Consider the following 23,363-nt stretch of genomic DNA (forward strand, 5'->3'; position numbering starts at 1 on the left):
GGGGCAAAATACAATTGACCTGAAGTCAACAATGCACACTCCATTATTGCCGTAGAATCGGTTCACCCCTTCATTGTCGTTTTACGAGAACCCCTCATGAGCGAGCAACACGCATTCATCCTCAAGGCCAAGACCCGCCCGGAAATGGCCGAAGCCTTCGAAACCCTGTTCCGCGCCTATGTCGAGCCAAGCCGCCAGGAACCGGGCTGCATCGAATACCACATGCTGCGCGACCAGCAGGACCCGAGCCTGTTCGTGTTCTTCGAGGTGTGGGCCAACAAGGCGGCGCTGGATACCCACTCGGCCCTGCCGCACATGGTCGAGTTCTTCGAAAAACGCATGGACTACCTTGAGCGCGATTTCGATATCCAGCCGGTCGTGATGCTCAGCGCCTCATCCGCTAACCGTTGATCAGCAAATGGCCGCCCAGCGCGGCCAGGCCGATGAAGAAGCAGCGCTTGAACAGCGCTGCGCTGATGCGCTGGCGCAGCCACTGGCCAGCCAGCATGCCCAGCAGGGCCGGCGCCAGCATCAGCAAAGAGGCACCCAAGGCCTGCCCTCCCAGGGCATCCTGGCCAGCCAGGCCTACCGCCAGTGCCAGGGTCGACACCGTGAACGACAGGCCCAGGGCCTGGATCATTTCGTCGCGGCTCAAGCCCAGGCTCTGCAAGTAGGGCACTGCCGGCATCACGAACACACCGGTTGCCGCCGTGACCACGCCGGTGACCAGGCCACAGAGCGGCCCCAGCCAGCGTTCCTTTTCCGCGGCCACGCGCAAGCTCGGCCCCGCCAACCCGTACAGCGCATAAACCACCAGTGCGGCGCCCAACGCATGCACTGCCCATGGCCCACTGTCGATGCCAAGCCAGACACTGCCAAGCAGTGTCCCGGCGAAGATCATCGCCAGCATCCCCCCGAGCCTGCGCAGCAGCCCCAGCAGGTGCCCGCCGGTTGCCAACTGCCACAGGTTGGTCAGGGTCGAGGGCACGATCAGCAACGCGGCTGCTTGGGCAGGCGGCATGGCCAGCCCCAGCAGGCCCATGGCGATGGTGGGCAGGCCCAGGCCGATCACGCCCTTGACCGCGCCGGCCAGCAGAAAGGTGATGACCACCAGCAATGACAGTGCCGGGCCGATGTTGTGGTAGAACGCGATGAAGTTTTCCATGGGCGCCATCATGGCGCGAGGCGCCAGCGCTAAACAAGGGGGGAGCGTGCAAGCCGCTTGCAGCGTGCGCCGGGGAATGCTCACAATCGGCGGGTCGCACCCGAAAAGGAAATTCCCGTGCCCTCGATCTACCAGCTCAAACCCCGCTTCCAGGCCCTGTTGCGCCCTGCCGTGCAGCGCCTGCACGCCCGTGGCGTCAGCGCCAACCAGGTCACCCTTGGCGCCGCCCTGGTGTCGGTGCTGCTGGGCCTGCTGCTCGCGGCCTTCAGCCACATCACCTGGCTGTTCCTGCTGGTTCCGGTGTGGATGCTGCTGCGCATGGCCTTCAACGCCGTCGACGGCATGCTCGCCCGTGAATTCGGCCAACAGACCCGCCTTGGCGCCTACCTCAACGAACTCTGCGACCTGGTGGCCGATGCCGCCCTGTACCTGCCCTTCGCCCTGGTGGCAGGCATTTCGCCGGCCCTGGTGGTGCTGGTGGTGATTGCCGCGCTGATCAGCGAATACGCCGGCGTCATGGGCCCGCTGGCCGGTGCGTCGCGGCGCTACGACGGGCCAATGGGCAAGAGCGACCGGGCCTTCGCCTTCGGCGTGCTGGGCTTCGGGGTGGCCCTGGGGCTGCTCAACGCCAGTTGGAGCAACGGCCTGCTGGTGGTCATCCTGCTGCTCTCGCTCTATACCCTGTACAACCGGGTTCGCCAGGGCCTGGCTGAACTTCGCTGAGCCCTTCGCCAGAAAAGGACGCTGACATGCGCCAAGCCCAAGCACTGCATTTCTCCACCCATGACGGTGTCGAGCTGCACTACCGTCACTGGCCTGCCACTCGCAACGCTTTCCAGCCGCGCAGGGCGGTGGTGATGTTTCACCGTGGCCACGAACACGGCGGGCGCATGGCCCACCTGGCCGACGAGCTGGACCTGCCAGGCTACGACTTCTTCGCCTGGGACGCCCGCGGCCACGGCCAGTCGCCAGGCGCACGGGGTGACAGCCCAGGCTTCGCCACCAGCGTGCGCGACGTGCAGACCTTCATCGAACATCTCCAGGCGCAGCACGGCATAGCCGAACAGGACATGGTGGTGCTGGCACAAAGCGTCGGTGCAGTGCTGATCGCCACCTGGGCCCACGACTACGCGCCCAAGGTTCGCTGCCTGGTGTTGGCCTCCCCGGCGTTCAAGGTGAAGCTGTACGTGCCGTTCGCCCGGCCCGGGCTGAAATTGCTCAAGGCCCTGCGCGGCAACTTCTTCGTCAACAGCTACGTCAAGCCACGGCTGCTGACCCACGACCCGGAGCGGGTGATGTCGTACCAGGCCGACCCGCTGATCAGCCGGCCGATCTCGGTCACCATGCTTTTGGGCCTGTATGACGCGGCCGACCGGGTGGTTGCCGATGCCCAGGCGATCCAGCTGCCGACCCAGTTGCTGGTGTCTGGCGCCGACCTGGTGGTCGAGCGCCAGCCGCAGGTGCAATTCTTCGAACGCCTGGGCAGCGCGCGCAAGGAAATGCACGTGCTTCCCGGCTTCTTCCACGACACCCTGGGCGAGCGCGACCGGGCCCATGCCCTGCGCCGCATCGAACGCTTTGTCAGCCACTGCTTCGACAACCCCGCTGCGCCGCCTGGCCTGCTCGACGCCGACAAGGCCGGCGCCAGCTGCGCCGAAGCCGAAAGCCTTGCCGCGCCGTTGCCTCGGTACTCGCCCCGCGAGCTGTACTGGCGGGCCACCCGTGCCGGCCTGCGCCTGGGCAAGGGGCTTTCTGAGGGAGTGAAACTTGGCTTCGAAACCGGCTTCGACTCTGGCAGCACCCTCGACTATGTGTACCGCAACCAGCCCACGGGCAAGGGCAAACTGGGGCGGCTGGTCGACCGGAACTACCTCAATGCCATCGGCTGGCGGGGCATTCGCCAGCGCAAGTTGCATGTGGAAGCGCTGCTGCGCCTGGCCATCGCCCATCTGTGGGAACAGCAGCGGCCTGTGGATATCGTCGACATTGCCGCCGGCCATGGCCGCTACATCCTCGAAGCCCTGGAGGGGCTGCAACAGCGCCCGGACTCGATCCTGCTGCGCGACTACAGTGAGCTGAACGTTCAGCAAGGCCAGGCGCTGATCGGCGAAAAGGGCCTGGCCGATATCGCCCGCTTCGTTCAAGGCGATGCCTTCGACCGCGACAGCCTGGCTGCCCTGCAACCGCGCCCAACCTTGGCCGTGGTGTCGGGCCTCTACGAGCTGTTTGCCAGCAATGCGCTGGTGGCCAACTCCCTGGCGGGCCTGGCAGATGCCGTGCAGCCCGGCGGTTACCTGGTGTACACCGGGCAACCCTGGCACCCGCAGTTGGAGATGATCGCCCGCGCCCTGACCAGCCACCGGGGTGGCCAAGCCTGGGTGATGCGCCGGCGCAGCCAGGCGGAAATGGACCAATTGGTGGAGGCGGCAGGTTTTCGCAAGCTGACCCAGCGCATCGACGAGTGGGGCATTTTCAGCGTCAGCCTGGCCATAAGGGTTGGCGAATGACGCCAGTGCGCGAACCGGGCCTGATCCGCCGGGGCGTGCTCTGGCTGTTGCTGTTGGGGCCGTTGTTCTTTATCAGCTATGGCCTGGCGAACACCCTAACGGCCGGGCGCAGCGACGTCGGTAGCCTGGTGTTCGCCTGGGAACAGCGCATGCCGCTGTGGCCGTGGACGATCATTCCGTACTGGTCGATCGACCTGCTGTACGGGCTGTCGTTCCTGCTGCCGCGCAGCCGCCGGGAAATGGACCGGCATGCCCTGGCACTGCTGAGCGCGCAGGTGATCTGCATCTTCTGCTTCCTGCTCTTGCCATTGCGTTTCACCTTCGAACGCCCGCCGCTGGACGGGCTGTTCGGCTGGCTGTTCGACGTGCTGATGGGCTTCGACAAACCCTTCAACCAGGCACCGTCGCTGCACATTACCCTGCTGGTGATCCTGTGGGCGATGTTCGCCCGTCACCTGCAGGGCCAACCCTGGCGCTGGCTGATGCATGGCTGGATGGCATTGATCGGTGTGTCGGTGTTGACCACCTGGCAGCACCATTTCATCGACCTGCCCACGGGGGCGCTGGCGGGGTTTTTCTGCCTGTGGCTGTGGCCGTCACAGGGCCAGCTGCCCTGGCAGGCGGCCCGCCTGGCACGGGTGCCCAAGCGCTGGTGGCTGGCCCTGGCCTATGCGCTGGGCGCGTTGCTGTGTGCCGGGCTGGCGTTCGGCCTGGGCGGCGCGTGGCTGTGGCTGGCGTGGCCTGCGCTGTCACTGGGGCTGGTCGCGCTGAACTACGCCGTGCTCGGTGCCAGCGGTTTTCAGAAGAGGGACGATGGCCGGCTGAGCTGCGCGGCAATCGGGTTGTTCGCACCCTACCTGGCCGGTGCGTGGCTCAACTCGCGGCTGTGGACCTGGCGCCAGCCACGCCCGGATGAAGTCTGCGATGGGGTGTTCCTGGGGCGCATTCCCGGTTGCCGCAGCCCGGCTGCGCACACCGCCATCGTCGACCTGTGCGGCGAACTGCCCTGCACCGTGACGCGCCAGCAGGCTTATCGGGTCTTTCCGGCCCTGGACCTGATCGCCCCCGACAGCGCCCTGCTGCACGCGGCAGCCACGAGCATCGAACAACTGCGCCAGCAAGGCCCGTTGTTGGTCTGCTGCGCCCTGGGTTACTCGCGCAGCGCCAGTGCCGTGGCGGCCTGGCTGATTATCACCGGGCGCTGCGCCGATGCCGACCAGGCCGAGCGCACGATCCGCCAGGCACGCCCCGGTATCGTCCTGCACCCGGCCCACCGCCAGGTGCTGCAGCAGCTGGGAGCCCAACGATGAACCTGCAACTGATCGCCAGCCTGTTGCAGCGCGGCAGGCAACTGGAGCGCTGGTCGGACGGCATCAGCCTGGTGGCCCTGGCCTACGGCCTGGCGCCACTCGCCGGGGCTGCCGTGCAGCCAGGGGGAACGATGCTGTGTATCGCCCTGCTGCTACTGGGTGGGCTGCACAAATACTGGGCGATTCGCGTGGCACTGGACGCCGCGCTGTTTGCCCACCTGGCCGCCAGCAACGACCTTGCAGCCGATACCCAGGCGCTGGACCAGGCCCTGCACGGGCTGAAACTCAAACCCCAGGCCAGCGACACCCGCGATTGGCCAACCCGCAGCCAGGGCGCCCTGGCGCTGCTGCGCCGCCAGGCGTCATGCCTGGGCCTGCAAGTGCTGCTGGTGTTGGCTACCCTGCTGACACTGCCTTTCACCGGATAAGAACCGATCCATGCTCGCCCCCCTGACCGCTTTCGTCATCACCTCCGCCGCCCGCCTGATCACCGGCGCCCGCGCCTTGTGGCTGGGCTGCACGCCGCAGCCGGTGCAGCGCCTGTACTTCGCCAACCACAGCAGCCATGGCGACTTCGTGCTGCTTTGGGCGTCGCTGCCCCAGGCCCTGCGCCAGCGCACCCGCCCGGTGGCTGGCGCCGACTATTGGGCCAAGCCTGGGATCCGCGATTTTCTGATCCGCAGGGTGTTCAATGGCGTGCTGATCGACCGCCAGCGCAGCGAAGGCCAAGGCAGCCCCCTGCAACCGGTGCTCGATGCCCTGGCCCAGGGCGACTCGCTGATTTTCTTCCCGGAAGGCACCCGCAACCTGGGCGACGAGGCGCTGCTGCCGTTCAGAAGCGGCTTGTTCCACTTGGCCGCAGCAAACCCCGGTATCGAACTGGTGCCCGTGTGGATCGCCAACCTCAACCGGGTCATGCCCAAGGGCCGCGCCCTGCCTCTGCCGTTGCTGTGTACCTTGAGTTTTGGCGAACCCCTGCACCTGCTCGCCGACGAAGGCAAGCAGGCCTTTCTTGAGCGGGCCAGCCAGGCCCTGCTGAACCTGGCCCCGAAGGATGCCTGAGATGGACGACAACACCCTTTCGCTGTTCGCCGGCATCGGCGCCCTGCTGCTGCTCGCCAGCGTGATCGGCCGCCTGCTCAAGTGGCGCGCCGGCCCTGCGCCACACGCGGTGATCGACAACCTCAATGCGCGCATCAATGCCTGGTGGGTGATGGTGCTGGTGATCGGGCTGGCCTTCCTGTTCGGCAAGTATGGCGTGATCGTGCTGTTCTATGGCGTGTCGTTCTACGCCCTGCGCGAGTTCATGACCCTCACCCCAACCCGGCGCAGCGACTACCCGGCGCTGGCGACGGCGTTCTACCTAGCGTTGCCGGTGCAGTACGTGCTGATCGCCATGGACTGGTATGGCTTGTTCAGCATTTTCATTCCGGTGTACCTGTTCCTGCTGCTGCCGATTCTGGCGAGCCTGGGCGGCGACACCACGCGCTTTCTGGAACGCGCCTCGAAGGTGCAGTGGGGGCTGATGATCGCGGTGTACTGCGTGTCGTCGGTGCCGGCACTGATGACCCTGCAGATTCCAGGCTTCGAAGGCCGCAACCTGCTGCTGATCGCCTGGCTGATCCTGGTGGTGCAACTGAGCGACGTGCTGCAGTACGTGTGCGGGAAGCTGTTCGGCAAGCGCAAGGTAGCGCCCAACCTGTCACCGTCGAAAACCCTCGAAGGCCTGGTGGGCGGCGTCACGCTGGCCACCCTGATCGGCGCCCTGCTGTGCTGGATCACCCCGTTCACGTTCTGGCAGGCCGCGCTGATGGCCCTGACGGTAAATGCCATGGGCTTCTTCGGCGGCCTGGTGATGTCGGCGATCAAGCGCGACCGTGGGGTAAAAGACTGGGGCCACATGATCGAAGGCCACGGCGGCATGCTCGACCGGTTGGACTCGGTATGCTTCGCAGCGCCAGTGTTCTTTCACTTTGTGCGGTATTGGTGGGCATAGCCAACGGCTGATGCCAACGCGCTGGGGCTTTAGTGCGCGAGCGCCAACTCGCGCAATGCCGCAGACGCCAGGAAATGAGCTCCTACCTGCAGACTTGTAGGAAATCAGAGTTGGCGCGCTAGCCACTGGCCGGCATTGATGGCATAGCGCGGGCAGGCACCTGGGCGTCGAGCCCAGGCAACTGCGGCCCGGCAGATGGCCCTATGGTGACGAGTCATTCAGCCATCACCAGGAGTTGTGCCATGTCCGATTTCATCACCGTCCTGCGCGAAACCTGCCCGACGCCGGTCGTGGACGCCACCAAGTGGAAGCGCATCGGCGGCGATCCGCACACCGTCAACCTCAATGCCTACCTGTCGGCCGACGGCAGCAAGATCATGGGCACCTGGATCTGCACCCCGGGCAAGTTCGAGGTGAACTACGAGAAGTGGGAGTTCTGCCACTTCCTCGATGGCTACTGCATCATCACCCCTGAAGGTGAAGAGCCCAAGCACCTGAAGGCGGGTGATGTGTTCGTGATCGAACCGGGGATGAAAGGCACCTGGGAAGTGGTCGAGACCGTGCGCAAGTATTTCGTTTTCGCCTGATTCACGGGGATATTTTCAAACGCGACACTGCACGCGTAGGAGCGAGCGCAGCTCGCGATGGGCTGTAAAGCAGCCCCGGGGGTTTCGGCGGCGAAGCTGAAACCCTGGGGGCGCTGCGCGCCCCATCGCGAGCTACGCTCGCTCCTACCAGGTTTTGTGAGGGGCCTGATTCAATCTTTTTTGCGGTAGCCCTCGATGATCGCCGAGAAGTCCTTGCCGCCGTCGCCGCGCAGGCTCATGGCCTGGTACAACTGCTGGGCCACGGCGCCGAGGATCACCGGCTGGTGCGCCTGACGGGCGGCCTCGGTGGCCAGGCCCAGGTCCTTGAGCATCAACTCCGCGCCAAACCCACCGGTGTACCCCCGCGACGCCGGCGCAGTTTCGATGATGCCCGGCCAAGGGTTGTAGGTATCGGAGCTCCAGCAGCGCCCGGTGGAGCTGTTGATGATCCCGGCCAGCACCTGGGTATCGATGCCCAGCGCATTGCCCAGGGCCATCGCCTCGGACACACCGATCATCGAGATCCCCAGCAGCAGGTTGTTGCAGATCTTGGCGATCTGCCCGGTGCCGACTTCGCCGCAGTGCACGATATTGCGGCCCATCTGCTCCAGCACTGGCTTGAGGGTAGCGAACAGCGCTGGGCTTGCGCCGACCATGAAGGTCAGCGTGCCCGCCGCCGCGCCGCCAGTGCCACCAGACACCGGTGCATCCCCCATGTCGATGCCCTTGGCCGCTGCAGCCTTGGACACGTCGCGCGCCGTTTGCGGGTCGATGGTGCTGCAATCGACGGTGGGCGTGCCTGGGCGAATGCCCGCCAGCACGCCGTCCTCTTCATTGAGGTACACGGCGCGCACATGGGCCGCCGCGGGCAGCATGGTGATCACCAGCTCGCTGCTGGCCGCAGCATCCCGGGGTGATGCGCTGACCTGCCCGCCCAGCTCGGCGAGTTCGGCCAACACGGTTTTGTTCAGGTCGAACAGGTTCAGCTGATGCCCGGCCTTGGTCAGGTTGCGGGCCATGGGCGCGCCCATGTTGCCCAGGCCGATGAATGCAATACGCATGGCGTGCTCCTTAGCGCAGGCTGATGGTGGTGTTCACACCGTCGTTGACGCTGTCGTCATCGAACCAGCGGGCGGTGACGGTTTTGGTCTGCGTGTAGAACTGCACCACTTGCTTGCCATACGGGCCAAGGTCACCGAGCTTGGAACCGCGCGAGCCGGTGAAACTGAAGAATGGCACCGGCACCGGAATCGGGATGTTGATGCCCACCTGGCCGATGTCGATCTCGCTCTGGAACTTGCGCGCCGCCGCCCCGCTTTGGGTGAACAGGCCGGTGCCGTTGCCGAACGGGTTGGCGTTGACCAGGGCGATGGCCTCATCGAGGGTGTCGACTTCAAGCGTTACCAGCACCGGGCCGAAGATTTCCTGGGTGTACACCTGCATGTCGGTACGCACCCCGGAGAACAGGGTTGGGCCAACGAAGTTGCCCTGCTCGTAGCCCGGCACCTTGACGCCACGGCCATCGAGTTCGAGCGTGGCGCCTTCCTTGATCCCGCTTTCAATCAGGCCCAGCACGCGCTCCTTGGCGCGCTTGGACACCACCGGGCCAACGTCGGTACCCGGCTCGCAACCGGCATTGACCTTGAGCTTGCTGGCGGCGGCCTTGATGTCCGGCAGCCATTCCCGTGCCTTACCCACCAGCACCGCCACCGAGGTGGCCATGCAGCGCTGCCCCGCCGCACCGAAGGCGGCGCCAACCAGGGCGTTGACGGTTTGCGTGCGGTTGGCGTCGGGCAGCACCACGGCGTGGTTCTTCGCACCCATCATCGACTGCACGCGCTTGCCGTGCTGGCTGGCCAGGTTGTACACGTGGGTGCCCACTTCGGTGGAGCCGACGAAGGAAATCGCCTTGATATCCGGGTGGGTGCAAATGGTGTCCACCACCTGTTTGCCGCCGTGCACCACGTTCAGCACCCCGGCCGGCACTCCGGCCTCCAGCGCCAGCTCCACCAGCAGCAGGGTGGACAGTGGGTCCTGCTCGGACGGTTTGAGCACGAAGGTGTTGCCGCAAACAATAGCCATCGGGAACATCCACAGCGGGATCATGGCCGGGAAGTTGAACGGGGTGATGCCGGCGCACACGCCGATGGGCTGGCGCAGGGTGTAGGTATCCACGCCACCGGCAACGTTCTCGGCGAACTCGCCCATCTGCAGGGTGCCGATGGAGGCGGCGTGCTCGACCACTTCCAGGCCGCGGAAGATGTCGCCCTCGGCGTCGGCAAGGGTCTTGCCCTGTTCGGCGCTGAGCACCTGGGCAATGCGCTTGGTGTGTTCGCGGATCAGCGCCTGCAGCTTGAGCATGATGCGCATGCGCGCACCGATCGGGGTATCGCGCCAGGTTTTGAAGGCGCGCTGGGCGGCCGCCACGGCAGCGTCCACTTCCTCGGCGGTGGCGAACGGCACCCGCGCCAGCACTTCCTGGGTGGCTGGGTTGACGATGTCACGCCATTCGTTGGTTTTCGATTCGACCCACTGGCCGTCGATCAGCAGCTTGGCTTGCTCGACCTTGGTGTTACCGGGGGATTGCGGTGCGTTCATCTGCGTTCTCCTTGGAATTATTGTCGGGACGCGATCGCCAGCGCCGGGCAGACGCGAGGTGGCGTACTGGGGCTTTTTTCGAGTATAGATGTGCAAACATCCAACAAGAACGCACAAAAAAACCGGATCAACATGCAAAAAGACCTGACCTCCCTCAGTGCGCTGAACTGGGACGACCTGAAGTTCTTTCTTGAAGTGGCGCGCACGCGCAAGGCCAGCAGCGCCGCCAAGCGCCTGGCCGTGGACTACACCACGGTGTCGCGGCGCATCAGCTCGCTGGAGGGGGCGATGGGCACGCTGCTGTTCGAGAAGTCGCGCACCAGTGGCTTCGTGCTGACCGCCGAGGGGCAGCGCCTTTTGGGTTATGCCGAGTCGATCGAAAGCACCCTGCACATGGCCTGCGAGCAGGTGTCAGGCTCGGGGGTGGCGCTGTCGGGGCATGTACGCATGGGCTGCACCGAGGGCTTCGGCAGCTTTTTCATCACCCCGCAACTGAGCCACTTCGTCGATGCCTACCCGGCGATTTCGGTGGATATCCTGCCGCTGCCGCACTTCATCAGCCTGTCCAAGCGCGAGGCAGACATCGTTATCGCGCTGGAGCGGCCCGAGCATGGGCCTTACGTGTGCTGCAAGCTGTGCGTCTACCGGCTGCGGCTGTACGCGACGCAGGATTACCTCGACAACCATGCGCCGATCCGCCAGGTGAGCGACCTGGTACGCCACCCATTCATCAGCTATGTGGATGACCTGGCGTTCAGTTCCGAGCTGCTGTACCTGGCCAACCTGATTCCCAATGCCAACGCGCACCTGCGCAGCACCAGCGTGATTGCCCAGTACACGGCGGCGTTGCAGGGGCGTGGGTTGGCAATTCTGCCGTGCTTCCTGGCGGCGCAGGATGCGCGGCTGGTAACGGTGTTGCCGGAGCAGATCGAGGTGACGCGGCAGTTCTGGATGTATTGCCGGGAGGATTTGCGCAAGTTGAAGCGCATTACCTTGTTGTGGGATTACATTCGTGGGGTGACCGAGGCGAATGCGCCGTTGTTGATGGGGGAAACGCGCAAGATGCGCTTCGCCCCACATTGATGGCACGGGCAGGGGTGTTTTCAGGCGTCAGTAGGACGCGACCACGATCGAGACGCGGCGGTTTTCGGTGCGCCCGGCACTGGTGCGGTTGTCTGCCACCGGCTGCGTGCTGCCCAGGCCGCGGGTACGAATGTTCTGCTCGTGCATGCCTACCCCGACCAAGGCCCTGGCCACGCTCTGCGCGCGCCGCTCTGACAGCTGCTGGTTGTAGGCCGCCTTGCCGGAGGCATCGGCGTGCCCGTCAACCCGCACGCCTTGTATGCCAACGCCCAGCAGCGCCTTGCCGATGCGCTCGACAATCGCCTGGCTGGCACCGTTGAGGCTGTCCAGGTCGCTGCCAAACAGCACCTTGCCCGAGAGGTCGAAGGCCCAGCCTTCATCGGTGGGGGCGAACCCTTCGCGCTTGAGCACGGCAATCTGTTCGGCCGTCAGGCCTTTGGGCGGGGCGCTCTGGCAACCGCCCAGCGCCAGCAAGGCCAGCAACACTGCAAGCAAGGAAAAACGCACACGCTGGATCACGGTTCAACTCCTGTTCTTGATCTCGGCGGCAGGCGCTTGCGTCTGCGCCGCATGCCACTGGCCACGGCGCTTGCGCTTGGCCTGGTACATCGCCGCATCGGCGGCATTGAGAAGGCTGGCAGGGGTGCTGCCATCATCGGGGTAATAGGCAATGCCGACGCTCAGTGAGGTGGTGAGGTGGCCACCGCTGTCGAGCTGGATCGCCTGGCGCATGCTGGCGATGATCTTCTCGGCGATGCGCTCGGCATCTTCGCGGGTGTGCAGCGGCGTGAGCAGCACGGCGAATTCGTCGCCGCCCAGGCGCGCCACCAGGTCGTGCTCGCGCAGCTGCTGGCGGATACGCTCGGCGACGCTGATCAGCACTTCGTCCCCCACGGCATGGCCGAGGCTGTCGTTGATCTGCTTGAAGTGGTCACTGTCGAGGAACAGCAGCGCTAGGTGGTCCTGCTGCTGCGCGGCGTTGCGCAGGCAGCGGTTCAAGCGGCCTTCGAAGAACGCGCGGTTGGGCAGGCCGGTGAGGCTGTCGTGGCTGGCCTGGTGGGCCAGGGTGGCGTTTTCGCTTTGCAGGTGCCCCTGCCAGACCTCCAGCTCGTCGAGCAGGGCATTGAAGTCGTTGCCCAGTTCGTTGAGTTCGGCAATGGGCGCCTCGGGCACGCGCCGGTCGAAGCTGCGTTCGCGGCGGGCCGCGTGGGCGACGCTGGCCAGGCCACGCAGCGGGCGCACGATATCGCCAAGCAGGCGGCGTGACAGGTGCAGGGCAACGAAAGCACTGAGCGCGGTGCAAAACAGGATGCCACCCAGGCCGCTGAGCAGGAACAGCAACAGGCTGCGGCCCTGGCCGACCAGCTCGGTCTGCCCTACCTGCTGTTGCTGGTGCAGGATGGGCAAGCGGATCGGTTCATCGAGCAAGGCACTGGCCACATGCGCTTCCAGGCGCCCGAACATGCCATCGTCCTGGCGCTGCCAGTGGGCCAGCAGCTCGCCGTCGTGGTTGAACACCTTGGCCTCGGCCACCTCCTCGGTGCTGGCGATCAGCGCCAGCGCCTCGTTGGCGGCTGGGCTGTCGTCGAACACCACGGCCGCCTCGACGGTGTAGTTGATGGAGCGGGCGATCAGGTGCAGGTTGTGGTTGGCATACACGCGCAGGGCAAGCACGCCCAGTAGGGTCAGCGAGATGCCCGCCAGGCCCACGGCCAGCAGTGCCACGCTGAGGTGGCCACGGCCAAGCACCGAGCGCAAGGTCGGGCGGGTACGGCGTGGCTTGCCGGCGCTCATGGTTGCACCGCCCGGCGCCGTGACAGCTGCAGCACGCTGGGGTGGATACGCACGCCGGAACGCGCCACCGAATCGAGGTTGACCTCGAAGGCGACCTGCTGGTCGCTGACCCGCAGGCAGAACAGGCTGCCGACCGTGCACGGGTCGTCGGCTTCACTGATACTCAGCACCGGGTGGCCGCTGATGGCCTGGAACAGGCGGTCGCGCTGGCCGAGGTCGAGCTTGCCGATGTAGAGGGCGTCGCAGGCATCGGCCAGCTGACGGTCATCGGCCAACAGGCGGCGTACCTGCAGGGGCTGGCCGGAGTTCTGCACGTTGCCCTTGATCAGGTCATCGGCGTATTCGGTGGGGCCGACCAGGCACAGGCGCAGCGCCGGGGGGTCGACGGGCCAGCGGGCATAGCTGAGGATGCCGAGCACCACCTGGGTGACGGCCTTGGCCCGTTGCTGGGCCTGGGCGGCGGTGGCAGAGGCGTCGTCGGCATGGGCGGGGCCGGCCGATAGCAACAGGGCCGCCAGCAACACAGAAAGCACAACGCCGGTCTTCCGTTCCCTGGCCCCTGTCATGTGAGCATGCTCTCGCGTTTGCTGCCTGTACACGGCGCAACGATAGCATAACGGTGGCCTCAGGTAAGTGCTGAGCAGAAGGTTGCACGGCACCTGTAGGAGCGAGCGCAGCTCGCGATGGGCTGCAAAGCAGCCCCGGCATCCTGTGCCGCGAAACGGAAAAACCGGGGCCGCTGCGCGCCCCATCGCGAGCTACGCTCGCTCCTACCAGGGGTGGGCGTCAGACCTGCTCCAGCATCAGGCCCGAGATACGCCGGACCTTGCGCGCCACGGCTTCCTCGAAAATGCCTGGGCGCGGTTCGATCAGGCTGAAGCAATGCTTGGCCCGGGTGATGCCGGTGTACACCAGCTCCTTGGTCAGCACCGGGTTGAGCGCATCGGGCAACACCAGGGCGGTATGGCTGAACTCCGAGCCCTGGGACTTGTGCACGGTCATGGCGAACACGGTTTCCACCTCGTTCAAACGGCTGGGCAGCACGAAGCGTACCCCGCCACTGCCGTCGTTGCGGGCGAACGCCACGCGCAGCAAAGGCTCGCCGTGCTCGTCGGGCAGGCGCAGGGCGATGCCGATGTCACCATTCATCAGGCCCAGGCCGTAGTCGTTACGTGTCACCAGCACCGGGCGGCCTTCATACCAGGGCTGCTGGCTGTCGATCAGCCCGGCATTGTGCAGCACCCGCGCCACCCGCTCGTTAAGCCCTTCGACACCCCAGGCGCCCTTGCGCACCGCGCACAGCAGCTGGAACGCTTCGAAGCTTTGCAGCACGCTGCCAGCCCATTGCTCCCAGCGCGGGTCGTCGAAGGCAGTGCCCGGCATCGGGCGCAAGCGGCCAATGGTGCGCAGGTAACTGCGGTAACCCTGGGGCCCTTCGGCGCCCCGGTTCAGGCCATCGAGAATCAGCCGGTCGAAGGCGCGGTCATGCTCACCGCGCAGGGCCAGCCCGAACACGTCGGCCGGCGGCAAGGTCAACAGATCGCGCGCCGCCCTCGTCTCCTGGCGGTTGACCAGGCGGGCCAGCTGGCCGATGCCGCTGCCTTCGCCAAAGCGCCGCGAGAAACGCAGCATCACCACCTGCTGGGCCAGCGGGTGCTGGCGCTCGTCACCTTGCTTCAAGCCACTGTCGGCCAGCGACTGGCCGCCGGTCTGTTCCAGCCAGGCCTGGGTTGCGGGGGAGTAGCAACCCTCCTCGGCATCCCGACACAGGTCACCGAGTACCGCGCCCGCCTCCACCGAGGCCAGCTGATCCTTGTCGCCCAGAAGCACCAGGCGCGCCTTTGGCGGCAAGGCGGCCAGCAGGTTGGCCATCATTTCCAGGTCGATCATCGAGGCTTCGTCGACCACCAGCACGTCCAGCGGCAGCGGGTTGCCGGCGTGGTGGCGGAAGTGCCGCGAGCCCGGGCGGCTGCCCAGCAGGCGGTGCACAGTGCTGACATCGGTGGGGATCTGCCCGCGCACCTGGTCACTGACCTGCAGCCGTTCGACCTGCTGGCCGATGGATTCGGTGAGGCGCGCGGCCGCCTTGCCGGTGGGCGCTGCCAGGCGGATACGCAGCGGCCTGCCCTGCTCCACCGCCGGGGCCTGCAACAGCGCCAGCAGGCGCACCACGGTGGTGGTCTTGCCGGTGCCGGGGCCGCCGGTGATGATGCTGAAGCCGGCGCGGGTAGCCAGGGCGCAGGCGAGTTTCTGCCAGTCCACCTGGCCTGCCAGGGCGCCTTGGTCGAACAGCTGCGCCAGGCGTGCGGGCAAATCGGCGGGGGTGGCTTCATCCTGGTTCAGGCGCTGGCGCAGGGTGTGGTCGATCTGCCGCTCGTAGCTCCAGTAGCGGCGCAGGTACAGGCGCTGGCCGCTGAGCACCAGGGGGCGCGAGCGTTGGGCCGGGGCATCGCCTGCCGCCACCAGCGGGCTGGCACCGATGCGCTGCAGCCAGGTGTTCAGGCCGAGGTTGGCCAACAGCTGCGAAGGCAATAGCAACGGCCCGGTGAGGGCATCGCCTTCCGGTGGCAGCGACAGGGCGAAGTCTGGTTCGGCGAGGGTCTGTTGCAGGTCGAGGCAGACGTGGCCATGGCCCAGTTGGTGGCTGGCCAGGGCTGCCGCCAGCAACAGCAACGGGTCGCTGCCGGGGGCGCGCTCCTCAAGGAACGACACGAACGCGCGGTCCAGCGCACGCAGCCAGCCACGCTCTACCCAGCGGTCGAGCAGTTGCAGCAGGTCGGCGCTGTTGTGTTGCGGCGCAAGGGCCAGCAAGTGCTCGGCATGCAGCGGCGTGGGCAACAGGTCGTACAGGGTGCGGCTCATGGTGCGGCTCCGGCAAACAGGTCTTGCTGCGCGGGGGCGTGCTCGCCGCGAAACAGCGTATCGAGGGCTTCGATCAGCTCACGCGGCGGCTTGGCATGGTAAACGCCATGGCCACTGCTGCTGGCACCGCGCAGGAAGATGAACAGGGCGCCGCCCACATGGCGGTCGTAGTCGTAATCGGGCAGCCGGGCGCGCAACTGGCGGTGCAGGGCCAGCAGGTAAAGCACGTACTGCAGGTCGTAGCGGTGTTCGAGAATGGCCTTCTCCATCGCCTGGGCGTCATAGGCCAGGGTGTCCGGGCCCAGCCAATTGGACTTGTAGTCGGCCACGTAGTAGCGCCCATGCAGCTCATAGGCCAAGTCGATGAACCCCTTGAACATGCCGTTGAGCACGGTGGGCTGCGCAGCTGGCCGCGCGCTGCCGGGGTGGGTGTGGCGGGCCACCAGGCGGTCCAGTTGCTCGGCGTCGACGTTGTGGCTGGCAAACCAGAATTCCATCTCGATCTGGTAGTGCTGCAGCTGCGCGAGGGCCAACGGCGAACCGCCGGCGGGCAGCGGCTCGTTGAGCAGGTGCTGCAACCATTGGCTGAGCGTGGGTATCCAGCCGGCCCAGTCGCGGCGGTTGCAGCGCTGGCCGACCGTGCGTTCGATCAGCTTGGCATTGCCGGCGACGTCGGCAAAGCCTTCACGGCCAGCCCATTCGAGCAGGCCGTGGAGGAAGGTGCCGGGGTTCGGGCCGCGTGGGAAGCGGTGGATATCCCCGCCATCGGCGGGCACTTCGCGAATCACCTGGGCATCGACAACCTCGTCGTCCTGCAGTTGCTGGGCTTGGGAGCTGTCGGCGCCCAGGGTCTGTTCACCCACCCGCAAAGCGCTGTAGGAGGCGATCCACCAATGCTCGGCAGCGGCCCGGCGTGGCTTGCGCGCTGCCAGCAACTCGCGTTCGTCATGGGGGGCGCGGTAGCTATCGTCGCTGGCCGGCGGCAGGGCGTGGCAGGCAATGTGCGTGCAGCCCGCCTGCAAGCCCTGCAGCCAGCCAGCCAGTTGCACCGAGGCCGGCAGCGGCAGGCCGCCGCCGAGCAGGTAGCCAAGTGCCGAACGGTGCAGCTGCGAGCTTTTCTGGTTGCCGCGCTTGAGGTCGGCGACACCCAGCCAGCAGGCATATTGGGCACGGGTGAGGGCCACGTAGAGCAGGCGCAGGTCTTCGGCCAGGCGCTCGTCGTCGGCCAGGGCGATCTGTTCGGCGGTTGGGGTCAGGGTCAGCTGCGCGTTGCCTTGGCTGTCGTGCCAGGCCAGCGGCAGGCGGCTGCCGTCCACCGGCTTGCTGGTGCAGATGAAGGGCAGGTAGACCAGCGGATATTCCAGGCCTTTGGACTTGTGGATGGTGACCACCTTGACCAGCTGCTCGTCGCTTTCCAGGCGCAGGATCTGCTCTTCACCGGCCTGGCCGGCATTGGCCAGGTGCTCGGCCAGGTGGCGGATCAGCGCTTGCTCGCCGTCCAGTTCGCCGGCCGCCTGCTGCAGCAGTTCGGCCAAGTGCAAGAGGTTGGTCAGCACCCGCTCGCCATCGCTGCGGCCAATCAACGTGCGCGGCAGTTCGAAGTCATGCAGCAGGTGGCGCAGCATGGGCAACACGCCCTGGCGCTGCCAGGTGTCGCGGTAGCGACGAAAGCGCATCACCCAGTCTTCCCATTCCCGTTCGTCCTGGTTGAGCTGGTCCAGCCGGGCCAGCGACAGCTCCAGGGTGGGGCTGGCCAGGGCGGCCTTGAGCAGGCGCTCGGAATCCGGTTCGGCACAGGCCTTGAGCCAGGCCAGCAGGTCGTGGGCTTCCTGGGCGGCGAACACCGAGTCCTTGTCGGACAGGTATACGCTGCGCACACCGCGTGCGGCCAGCTCGGCACGCACCAGCTGCGCTTCATGGCCGTCGCGCACGAGGATGGCGATGTCCGAGGGCAGGCACGGGCGCAGTTCGCCGGCAGCATTGGCGAAGCCGCTCTGGCCACGTTGGCCTGCATTGAGCAGCTGGACGATATGGCTGGCACAACTGCCGGCCAGCTGATGGCGGTAGGTGGTGCTGGAGACGGGGTCTTCGCTTTCCAGCTGCCAGCAATGCAAGGCCGCGCAGGCTTCACCTTCGATCAACAGGCGCTCGCCCCGCCCTTTGGCCTTGACCTCGACGAAGGGCAGCGGGTTGTCGCCGTGGGCACGGAACAGGAAGGCGCCGCGCCCTTGGTCGCGGGCTTCGGCCTGCAGGAACACCCGGTTGACCGCGGCCACCATGGCCTCGCTGGAGCGGTAGTTGGTGTCCAGGCTGTGCAGCCGGCCTGCGGTGGCGCGCCGCGCCGCCAGGTAGGTGTGGATGTCGGCACCGCGAAAGGCGTAGATCGCCTGCTTGGGGTCACCGATCATGAACAGGCCGGTGTCCGGGCGGTTTTCGCCGATGTGGTAGATGCGCTCGAAAATGCCGTACTGGACTGGGTCGGTGTCCTGGAATTCGTCGATCAAGGCCACCGGGAACTGCTCGCGGATCAGCCCGGCCAGGCGCTCGCCGGCCTCGCTGCCCAAGGCATGCTGCAAGCGCAGCAGCATGTCGTCGAAGCCCATTTCGGCGCGGCGGCGCTTTTCCACTTCAAAGCGTGCCGACACCCAGGCGGCGGCATGTTCGAGCAGGCGGGCGTCGGGGCTGGCCAGGCCTTGCAGCTGTTGCGGCAAGTGCTGCATGGCCTGCAGCGCGGGGTGCTCGGGGGGCTCGCCGGCTTTCCAGGCTTCGGCCATGCCGTCTGGGGTCAAGCGGGTGAAGCCGGTGCCGAGGTCAAGCTCCACAGCCTGCTCTTCTGCGGCCCAGGCGCGGAGTTTGTCGAACCAGGGCTCGAAATAGCGCGCCTGCAGCTTGCGGCCATCGGCTTGCTTGGCGGCCACGGCATCGCGGCAGATCTGCTGCAGCGCGTCTGCCCATTGCGCCCAGGGGGCCTTGAGCTGGCGCAGTTGTTCAACCCGTTGTTGCAGCGCGGTATCGATCAGCGCCTGGGGTTCCTGCTCGTCCTGCTGGCCACGCACCCGGCCAAACAGAGGGCGAATGCGCGGCAGCAGCGCGTCCGGGCTGCCCCAGTGGCTACGCACCCAGTTCAGCGCCTCGCCGTGCATGCCGTAGCAGAAACGCCGCCAGTAATCGCGCATCACCTGGCCGAGCAGGTCGCTGTGGTCGGTTTCCAGGCTCTGGGTGAACAGGCTGCCGCTGTCGAAGGCGTGTTCGCGCAGCATGCGCTGGCACCAGCCGTGGATGGTCGAGACGGCGGCCTCGTCCATCCACTGCACGGCGATCTCCAGGCGGCTGGCGCAACGTGGCCAGTGGTCTTCGGCATAGTCGTCGCGCAGCTGGTGCAGCAACGGGTCGGCGCCTTCCAGCTCACCGCGGAAGAACCGCGCGGCCTCGGCCAGGCGGGCGCGGATACGCTCGCGCAGTTCCTTGGTGGCTGCATCGGTGAAGGTCACCACGAGGATCTGCGGCGGCAGCAGTTCACGGCCGAAGCCTTGCTCGCCACCATGGCCGAGGATCAGGCGCAGGTACAGCGCGGAAATGGTGAACGTCTTGCCGGTGCCGGCGCTGGCTTCGATCAGCTGGCTGCCGTGCAGGGGGAAGCTCAATGCCAGGGGACGGGCCTGGGTCATGCGTCATTCTCCGGGTTGCCCTGGGCCTGCCAGTTGGCACTGAACAAGGGGCGGTACAAGGTTTCGCACCAGCCTTCGAAGGTTTCGTCGGCGCTCAGTGCGGCAAAGTCGCGGAACTGCCGGGCCAGGGCCACGCTTTCGCTGCGCTCGCCAAAGCTGGTGCGGCCATCGCCTTCGAAGGCTCGGGTGGCTGCCGCCAGGGCTTTGTCCGGATCTTCCTGGGCGAGCCAGGCAAATGCGGTTTTGGCGGCAACCGGCAGCGGTGCATTCATGCCCGCCTGGCGCGACACCAGCAAGTGGCCAAGCTGCTCGGCGGCATCGGCCTGGGGCAAGGGGCCGAGCAGCAGGGTGACGTCACTGGCCAGCAACGCGCTGTGCAGCGGATAGCCGGCGGCGCAGGCGGCCAGGTGCATGACCCAGCTGGCGATCAGGCGGTGCCACTTGAGGCTGTTGCGCCCGGCGTTGATGGTGTTGGGCACCGTGGTGATGCTCAACAGGCTGTGGTCTTCGGCCTGGTAGACCCGGCCCAACCAGCCCTCCAGGCGATGGCCGGCGTGCTCGAAGTGTATCGGCAGCGCGCCTTCGACCACCGTCGGCCAGCGTTGCAGCAACTGGCGATGACGTTGCAGCAGGTCGGGCAGCGGTTGGATCAACTCGGCCTGCAACAGCTCGCCAAAGCCGGCCAGCGGCAGCATGCCACAGGCCTGCAGGCGTTGGGCCTGGGCTTGTAGCGCCTGCTCGGCGTTGTCCGGGTCGCCCAGGGCAGCGCCCAGCAGCATTTCGCTGGCACTGTAGCGTTGCAGGGCATCGAGGACGAAGGGTTCTTCGTCTGGGGTCGGGGCCTCTAGCGCTTCGAAGAACACTTTCAGGCGCTGGCTGAAGAAATGCCGCACCGGGTGGCGCAAAAAATCCTGCAACTGGGTCAGCGTCAGGGCTTCATCGCTGACATAGGCGGGCAAGTTGGGGCCGGGCGGCTCTGCTGCATCCGTCGGGTTGTGCAGCAACTGCCATTCGTGGGCATAGCTGAACAGGGCACTGCCTTTCTGGAAGTACCGTGCGCTGAAGGGTTGCAGCGGGTGCTCCTGGGTCAAGGCGTGCAGCAGCAGTTCGCCGGCTTGTGGCTTGTCGGCGCCGGCCAGGTGCCAACCGGCAGCCAGGTGGTCGCGCAGCTGGCCGATCAACACCGAGGCGGGGCGTTCGCTGTTGTCGCGAATACTGCGCCCGACCCAGCTGATGTAGAGCTGGTCGCGCGCCGACAGCAGTGCTTCGAGCAGCAGGTAGCGGTCATCTTCACGGCGCGAGCGGTCGCCGGGGCGGTAGTCGCTGGCCATCAGGTCGAAGTCCAGCGGCGGCTGGGCACGGGGGTAGTCGCCGTCGTTCATGCCCAGCAGGCAGACCACGCGGAAAGGGATCGCGCGCATGGGCATCAGGGTGCAGAAATTGACCGAGCCTGCGAGGAAGCGCTGGGACAACTTGCCCTGGTCGAGGCCCGACAGCCAGGCCTCGCGGATCACCGTGAGCGGCAGCGGGTCTTGCAGGCCAACGGTGTCGCAGACTTCCAGCCAACTATCACGCAATTCCTGCAACTGCATCAGGAGGAATTCGTCGTGCTCGCCCTCGGCGAGGAAGAACACCTGCAGCAATGCATTCAGCCGCTCGCCCCACTCGCCGGCAGTGGCGGGCTGGGACAAGGCCTGGTTGGCCACATCGAGGGCATCGAGCAGCGCGACCAATGGGCCGATCAGCGCGGCATCGAGGCCGCCGATTTCGTCGTAGGGTTCGATGCCATCACAGCCTTCACCCACGCCCACGGCATAGCCCAGCAACATGCGCCGCAGGCCGAAGCGCCAACTGTTCTGCTCAAGGCCACCTGGCAGGCCGAGGCTGGCGCGCTGGTCGGCATTCAGGCCCCAGCGGATGCCGGCGCCTTCGATCCAGCGGTGCAAGGTGGGCAGGTCGCTTTCGCGGATGCCAAAGCGTGCGCGCACGGCCGGGACATCCAGCAGGTCGAGCACTTCGCTGACGGCGAAGCGGCTTTCTGGAAGCTTGAGCAAGTGTTCCAGGGCAATCAGCAGGGGGTCGCGGCCGCGCTGGCCCTGGTCGGTCAGGGTGAAGGGGATGTAGCGCGGGTCGTTGCGTTGCAGTTGGCCGAACACCGCGCGGATATGCGGGGCATAGGTGTCGATCGCCGGTAGCATGACGATGACGTCACGTGGGCGCAGGCTGGGGTCGGCGCTGAAGCGGGCCAGCAGCTGATCGTGGAGGATTTCCACCTCGCGCTGGGGGCTGTGCGCCACGTGGAACCGTACCGAACGGTCCTTGGCCAGGTCGACTTCGGGCCAGCGCTCGCGTGTTTCGGCAAGGGGGCGCAGTTCGAGAATGTCGTCCTGCAGCTGGTTGAGCAGCGTGGTCGGCTGGCCGTCGCTGAACAGGTCGATGCGCCCCTCACTGAACACGCCCTGGTAGCTGCCGGGGTCATCGTAGCTGTCGAGCAGGTTGATGTAGTCGCGGCCTTGCTTGCCCCAGGCGGCCAGCAGCGGGTGGGCGTGCTGGTGCAGGGACTCGTCGTCCAGTTGCAGCGGCATGCCTTGCTTGCGCTGCTGGCGTTTGTACTGGTGGCGCAGCAGGTCTTTGTCGGCAACGATATCGGCCCAGTGGTGGCGGCAAGGGTTGTGCACGCACAGCAATACCTGGCTGAAGCAGGACAAGCCGGCGAGCGCTTCCAGCGCCTGGGCGGGCAAGGACGAGATACCGAACACGATCACCCGCGGGGGCAGGCCAGGGGGGTCCTGGTCCAGGCCATTGACCCGATCGATGAAGCGTTGATGCACACCGGCCCGGCTCTGCGCCATGCCCTGCTCGCCCACATCTTCCAGCAAGGCCCGCCAGAGCTCGGCCTGCCAGCGGTTGCCGGGGGGCAGCGGCTTGCGTTCGCCACGGGCGGTGTTGAGGATGTGCTCGCCATTGGCCCAGTCCTTGAGCCAATCAGCGCGATAGACCTGGTACTGGTCGAACAGGTCGGCCAGGCGTTCGGCCAGCTGGTAGCGTTTGCGCAGGTCGCTGTCGTCGGTGAGGAAGCGCCGCAGCGGTTCGAAATGCGGGCGTTCGATCAACGCGGGCAGCAGGCGCATCAGGCGCCAGGTCAGGGGGGCTTTGTCGAGCAGGGAAACTTCCGGAATTTCCTCGCGGCCCAGCACCTTGCGGTACAGCTGCCACATGAAGCTACCCGGCAGTTGCACGTCGATGGCAGCCGCGATACCGCAGCCGCCCTGGTCGTCGTCCTGGGGGTCTTCGGCCAGGGCCAGCTTCAGCCACTGGGCGATGCCGTTGCTTTGTACCAGGGCAATTTCGTTTTCCAGGGGAGCCAGCGGGTAACGCCGCATCCAGCTCACCACCAGGCTACGCAGGTCATCCAGGCGGTTGCCGTGGACAATCATGAAGCCTGGGTGCAGTGAGGTTGGGTTGGGCATGGGGCAGTCTCTGGGGGCATGAGCGGGAACGATATCATGGCTGACGAGAATCATTGCCCATGATGGCAAAACGCCGCGCTTCGATCCCCTGTTTCGATCCCCTGTAATTAAATGGACTCGCCCCCGCCGAGGCATCACAGTGCCACGGTGGCGTTCTAAGAAGCCAACGGCAGCGAGGGCGAGACCATGAAAAAGTTTACGACGAAACACGATTGTGCGCCTTGTGCAGATGTAAATCTGTGCGAAAACCTCTGTGTTGATCTGGCCAAGCAAGTTTTTCAGCTTGCGGGTGATGACGGCACGGGCCGCGTGATCTACGAGGC

At 66.1% G+C, this 23,363-nt stretch carries 18 protein-coding genes; 9 read left to right on the plus strand and 9 right to left on the minus strand.

Features of this window, described 5'->3' with window-relative positions:
- Positions 1 to 96: 96 nt before the first annotated feature.
- Positions 97 to 411 carry a putative quinol monooxygenase gene (locus F3J44_RS07000; RefSeq protein WP_167271356.1) on the plus strand — a complete coding sequence of 105 codons (315 nt, stop codon included), beginning with the start codon at positions 97 to 99 and terminating at the stop codon, positions 409 to 411.
- On the opposite strand, the gene F3J44_RS07005 is transcribed toward F3J44_RS07000, so the two are convergent.
- Positions 401 to 1,165: a sulfite exporter TauE/SafE family protein gene (locus tag F3J44_RS07005; protein ID WP_167065924.1), complete on the minus strand. Its 765-nt coding sequence runs from the start codon at positions 1,163 to 1,165 to the stop codon at positions 401 to 403. The two genes, F3J44_RS07000 and F3J44_RS07005, sit on opposite strands and share 11 nt — an antisense overlap.
- A 117-nt stretch (positions 1,166 to 1,282) precedes the next feature.
- Here F3J44_RS07005 and F3J44_RS07010 point away from each other — a divergent pair, with 117 nt between their 5' ends.
- The 7 genes from F3J44_RS07010 to F3J44_RS07040 all read left to right on the plus strand — a co-directional run bounded on the left by F3J44_RS07010 (position 1,283) and on the right by F3J44_RS07040 (position 7,565).
- A complete protein-coding gene (locus F3J44_RS07010) occupies positions 1,283 to 1,888 on the plus strand; it encodes a CDP-alcohol phosphatidyltransferase family protein (protein ID WP_167065927.1) in 606 nt (201 codons plus the stop codon).
- A gap of 26 nt (positions 1,889 to 1,914) precedes the next feature.
- A complete protein-coding gene (locus tag F3J44_RS07015) occupies positions 1,915 to 3,672 on the plus strand; it encodes a bifunctional alpha/beta hydrolase/class I SAM-dependent methyltransferase (protein ID WP_167271358.1) in 1,758 nt (585 codons plus the stop codon).
- Positions 3,669 to 4,982: a phosphatase PAP2/dual specificity phosphatase family protein gene (locus F3J44_RS07020; protein WP_167271360.1), complete on the plus strand. Its 1,314-nt coding sequence runs from the start codon at positions 3,669 to 3,671 to the stop codon at positions 4,980 to 4,982. Before F3J44_RS07015 ends, F3J44_RS07020 begins: the two co-directional genes overlap by 4 nt.
- Entirely contained in the window at positions 4,979 to 5,410 is a 432-nt protein-coding gene (locus F3J44_RS07025) for a hypothetical protein (RefSeq protein ID WP_167271362.1), read from the plus strand. The genes F3J44_RS07020 and F3J44_RS07025 overlap by 4 nt, the downstream gene beginning before the upstream one ends.
- Positions 5,411 to 5,420: 10 nt before the next feature.
- On the plus strand, positions 5,421 to 6,044 hold the full coding sequence (locus F3J44_RS07030; protein ID WP_167271364.1) for a lysophospholipid acyltransferase family protein: 624 nt from the start codon (positions 5,421 to 5,423) through the stop codon (positions 6,042 to 6,044).
- A 1-nt stretch (position 6,045) separates the two neighbouring features.
- Positions 6,046 to 6,978: a phosphatidate cytidylyltransferase gene (locus F3J44_RS07035; protein ID WP_167271366.1), complete on the plus strand. Its 933-nt coding sequence runs from the start codon at positions 6,046 to 6,048 to the stop codon at positions 6,976 to 6,978.
- A gap of 242 nt (positions 6,979 to 7,220) precedes the next feature.
- On the plus strand, positions 7,221 to 7,565 hold the full coding sequence (locus tag F3J44_RS07040; protein ID WP_003258412.1) for a cupin domain-containing protein: 345 nt from the start codon (positions 7,221 to 7,223) through the stop codon (positions 7,563 to 7,565).
- Positions 7,566 to 7,735: 170 nt separating this feature from the next.
- Here F3J44_RS07040 and mmsB read toward each other — a convergent pair whose 3' ends face one another.
- Positions 7,736 to 8,626 (minus strand): 3-hydroxyisobutyrate dehydrogenase, encoded by an 891-nt coding sequence (gene mmsB / locus F3J44_RS07045; protein WP_167271369.1) that lies wholly within the window; start codon positions 8,624 to 8,626, stop codon positions 7,736 to 7,738.
- Between the two features lie 10 nt (positions 8,627 to 8,636).
- Positions 8,637 to 10,163 carry a CoA-acylating methylmalonate-semialdehyde dehydrogenase gene (locus F3J44_RS07050; protein ID WP_167271371.1) on the minus strand — a complete coding sequence of 509 codons (1,527 nt, stop codon included), beginning with the start codon at positions 10,161 to 10,163 and terminating at the stop codon, positions 8,637 to 8,639.
- Positions 10,164 to 10,295: 132 nt separating this feature from the next.
- Here F3J44_RS07050 and F3J44_RS07055 point away from each other — a divergent pair, with 132 nt between their 5' ends.
- Complete coding sequence (locus F3J44_RS07055) at positions 10,296 to 11,246, plus strand: LysR family transcriptional regulator (RefSeq protein ID WP_167271373.1); 951 nt, start codon at positions 10,296 to 10,298, stop codon at positions 11,244 to 11,246.
- 27 nt (positions 11,247 to 11,273) lie between these two features.
- On the opposite strand, the gene F3J44_RS07060 is transcribed toward F3J44_RS07055, so the two are convergent.
- From F3J44_RS07060 to recC, 6 genes are all read right to left on the minus strand, one after another.
- Positions 11,274 to 11,765 (minus strand): OmpA family protein, encoded by a 492-nt coding sequence (locus F3J44_RS07060; protein WP_167271375.1) that lies wholly within the window; start codon positions 11,763 to 11,765, stop codon positions 11,274 to 11,276.
- Between the two features lie 3 nt (positions 11,766 to 11,768).
- Entirely contained in the window at positions 11,769 to 13,040 is a 1,272-nt protein-coding gene (locus F3J44_RS07065) for a diguanylate cyclase domain-containing protein (protein ID WP_167271386.1), read from the minus strand.
- Entirely contained in the window at positions 13,037 to 13,573 is a 537-nt protein-coding gene (locus F3J44_RS07070; RefSeq protein ID WP_205299728.1) for a YfiR family protein, read from the minus strand. The genes F3J44_RS07065 and F3J44_RS07070 overlap by 4 nt, the downstream gene beginning before the upstream one ends.
- Positions 13,574 to 13,826: 253 nt before the next feature.
- The gene (gene recD / locus F3J44_RS07075) at positions 13,827 to 15,902 is read right to left on the minus strand and encodes an exodeoxyribonuclease V subunit alpha (protein ID WP_167271390.1); all 2,076 of its coding nucleotides are present in this window, start codon (positions 15,900 to 15,902) and stop codon (positions 13,827 to 13,829) included.
- Positions 15,899 to 19,570, minus strand: a complete 3,672-nt coding sequence (recB, locus tag F3J44_RS07080; protein ID WP_167271392.1) for an exodeoxyribonuclease V subunit beta — start codon at positions 19,568 to 19,570, stop codon at positions 15,899 to 15,901. The genes recD and recB overlap by 4 nt, the downstream gene beginning before the upstream one ends.
- Positions 19,567 to 23,040 (minus strand): exodeoxyribonuclease V subunit gamma, encoded by a 3,474-nt coding sequence (recC, locus tag F3J44_RS07085; RefSeq protein ID WP_167271394.1) that lies wholly within the window; start codon positions 23,038 to 23,040, stop codon positions 19,567 to 19,569. Before recC ends, recB begins: the two co-directional genes overlap by 4 nt.
- Positions 23,041 to 23,363 lie beyond the last annotated feature (323 nt).

The organism is Pantoea sp. Tr-811, assembly GCF_011752535.1.
In the GTDB taxonomy this organism is placed as follows: domain Bacteria; phylum Pseudomonadota; class Gammaproteobacteria; order Pseudomonadales; family Pseudomonadaceae; genus Aquipseudomonas.

Excerpts from the sequence above, each read along its gene's own strand:
- F3J44_RS07065 (WP_167271386.1), bottom strand. The coding sequence starts at position 13,040 with ATGAGCGCCGGCAAGCCACGCCGTACCCGCCCGACCTTGCGCTCGGTG.
- F3J44_RS07015 (WP_167271358.1), top strand. The coding sequence starts at position 1,915 with ATGCGCCAAGCCCAAGCACTGCATTTCTCCACCCATGACGGTGTCGAG.
- F3J44_RS07005 (WP_167065924.1), bottom strand. The coding sequence starts at position 1,165 with ATGGAAAACTTCATCGCGTTCTACCACAACATCGGCCCGGCACTGTCA.
- F3J44_RS07055 (WP_167271373.1), top strand. The coding sequence starts at position 10,296 with ATGCAAAAAGACCTGACCTCCCTCAGTGCGCTGAACTGGGACGACCTG.
- recB (WP_167271392.1), bottom strand. The coding sequence starts at position 19,570 with ATGACCCAGGCCCGTCCCCTGGCATTGAGCTTCCCCCTGCACGGCAGC.
- F3J44_RS07040 (WP_003258412.1), top strand. The coding sequence starts at position 7,221 with ATGTCCGATTTCATCACCGTCCTGCGCGAAACCTGCCCGACGCCGGTC.
- F3J44_RS07050 (WP_167271371.1), bottom strand. The coding sequence starts at position 10,163 with ATGAACGCACCGCAATCCCCCGGTAACACCAAGGTCGAGCAAGCCAAG.
- recC (WP_167271394.1), bottom strand. The coding sequence starts at position 23,040 with ATGCCCAACCCAACCTCACTGCACCCAGGCTTCATGATTGTCCACGGC.
- F3J44_RS07025 (WP_167271362.1), top strand. The coding sequence starts at position 4,979 with ATGAACCTGCAACTGATCGCCAGCCTGTTGCAGCGCGGCAGGCAACTG.
- F3J44_RS07030 (WP_167271364.1), top strand. The coding sequence starts at position 5,421 with ATGCTCGCCCCCCTGACCGCTTTCGTCATCACCTCCGCCGCCCGCCTG.
- recD (WP_167271390.1), bottom strand. The coding sequence starts at position 15,902 with ATGAGCCGCACCCTGTACGACCTGTTGCCCACGCCGCTGCATGCCGAG.
- F3J44_RS07020 (WP_167271360.1), top strand. The coding sequence starts at position 3,669 with ATGACGCCAGTGCGCGAACCGGGCCTGATCCGCCGGGGCGTGCTCTGG.
- F3J44_RS07035 (WP_167271366.1), top strand. The coding sequence starts at position 6,046 with ATGGACGACAACACCCTTTCGCTGTTCGCCGGCATCGGCGCCCTGCTG.
- mmsB (WP_167271369.1), bottom strand. The coding sequence starts at position 8,626 with ATGCGTATTGCATTCATCGGCCTGGGCAACATGGGCGCGCCCATGGCC.
- F3J44_RS07000 (WP_167271356.1), top strand. The coding sequence starts at position 97 with ATGAGCGAGCAACACGCATTCATCCTCAAGGCCAAGACCCGCCCGGAA.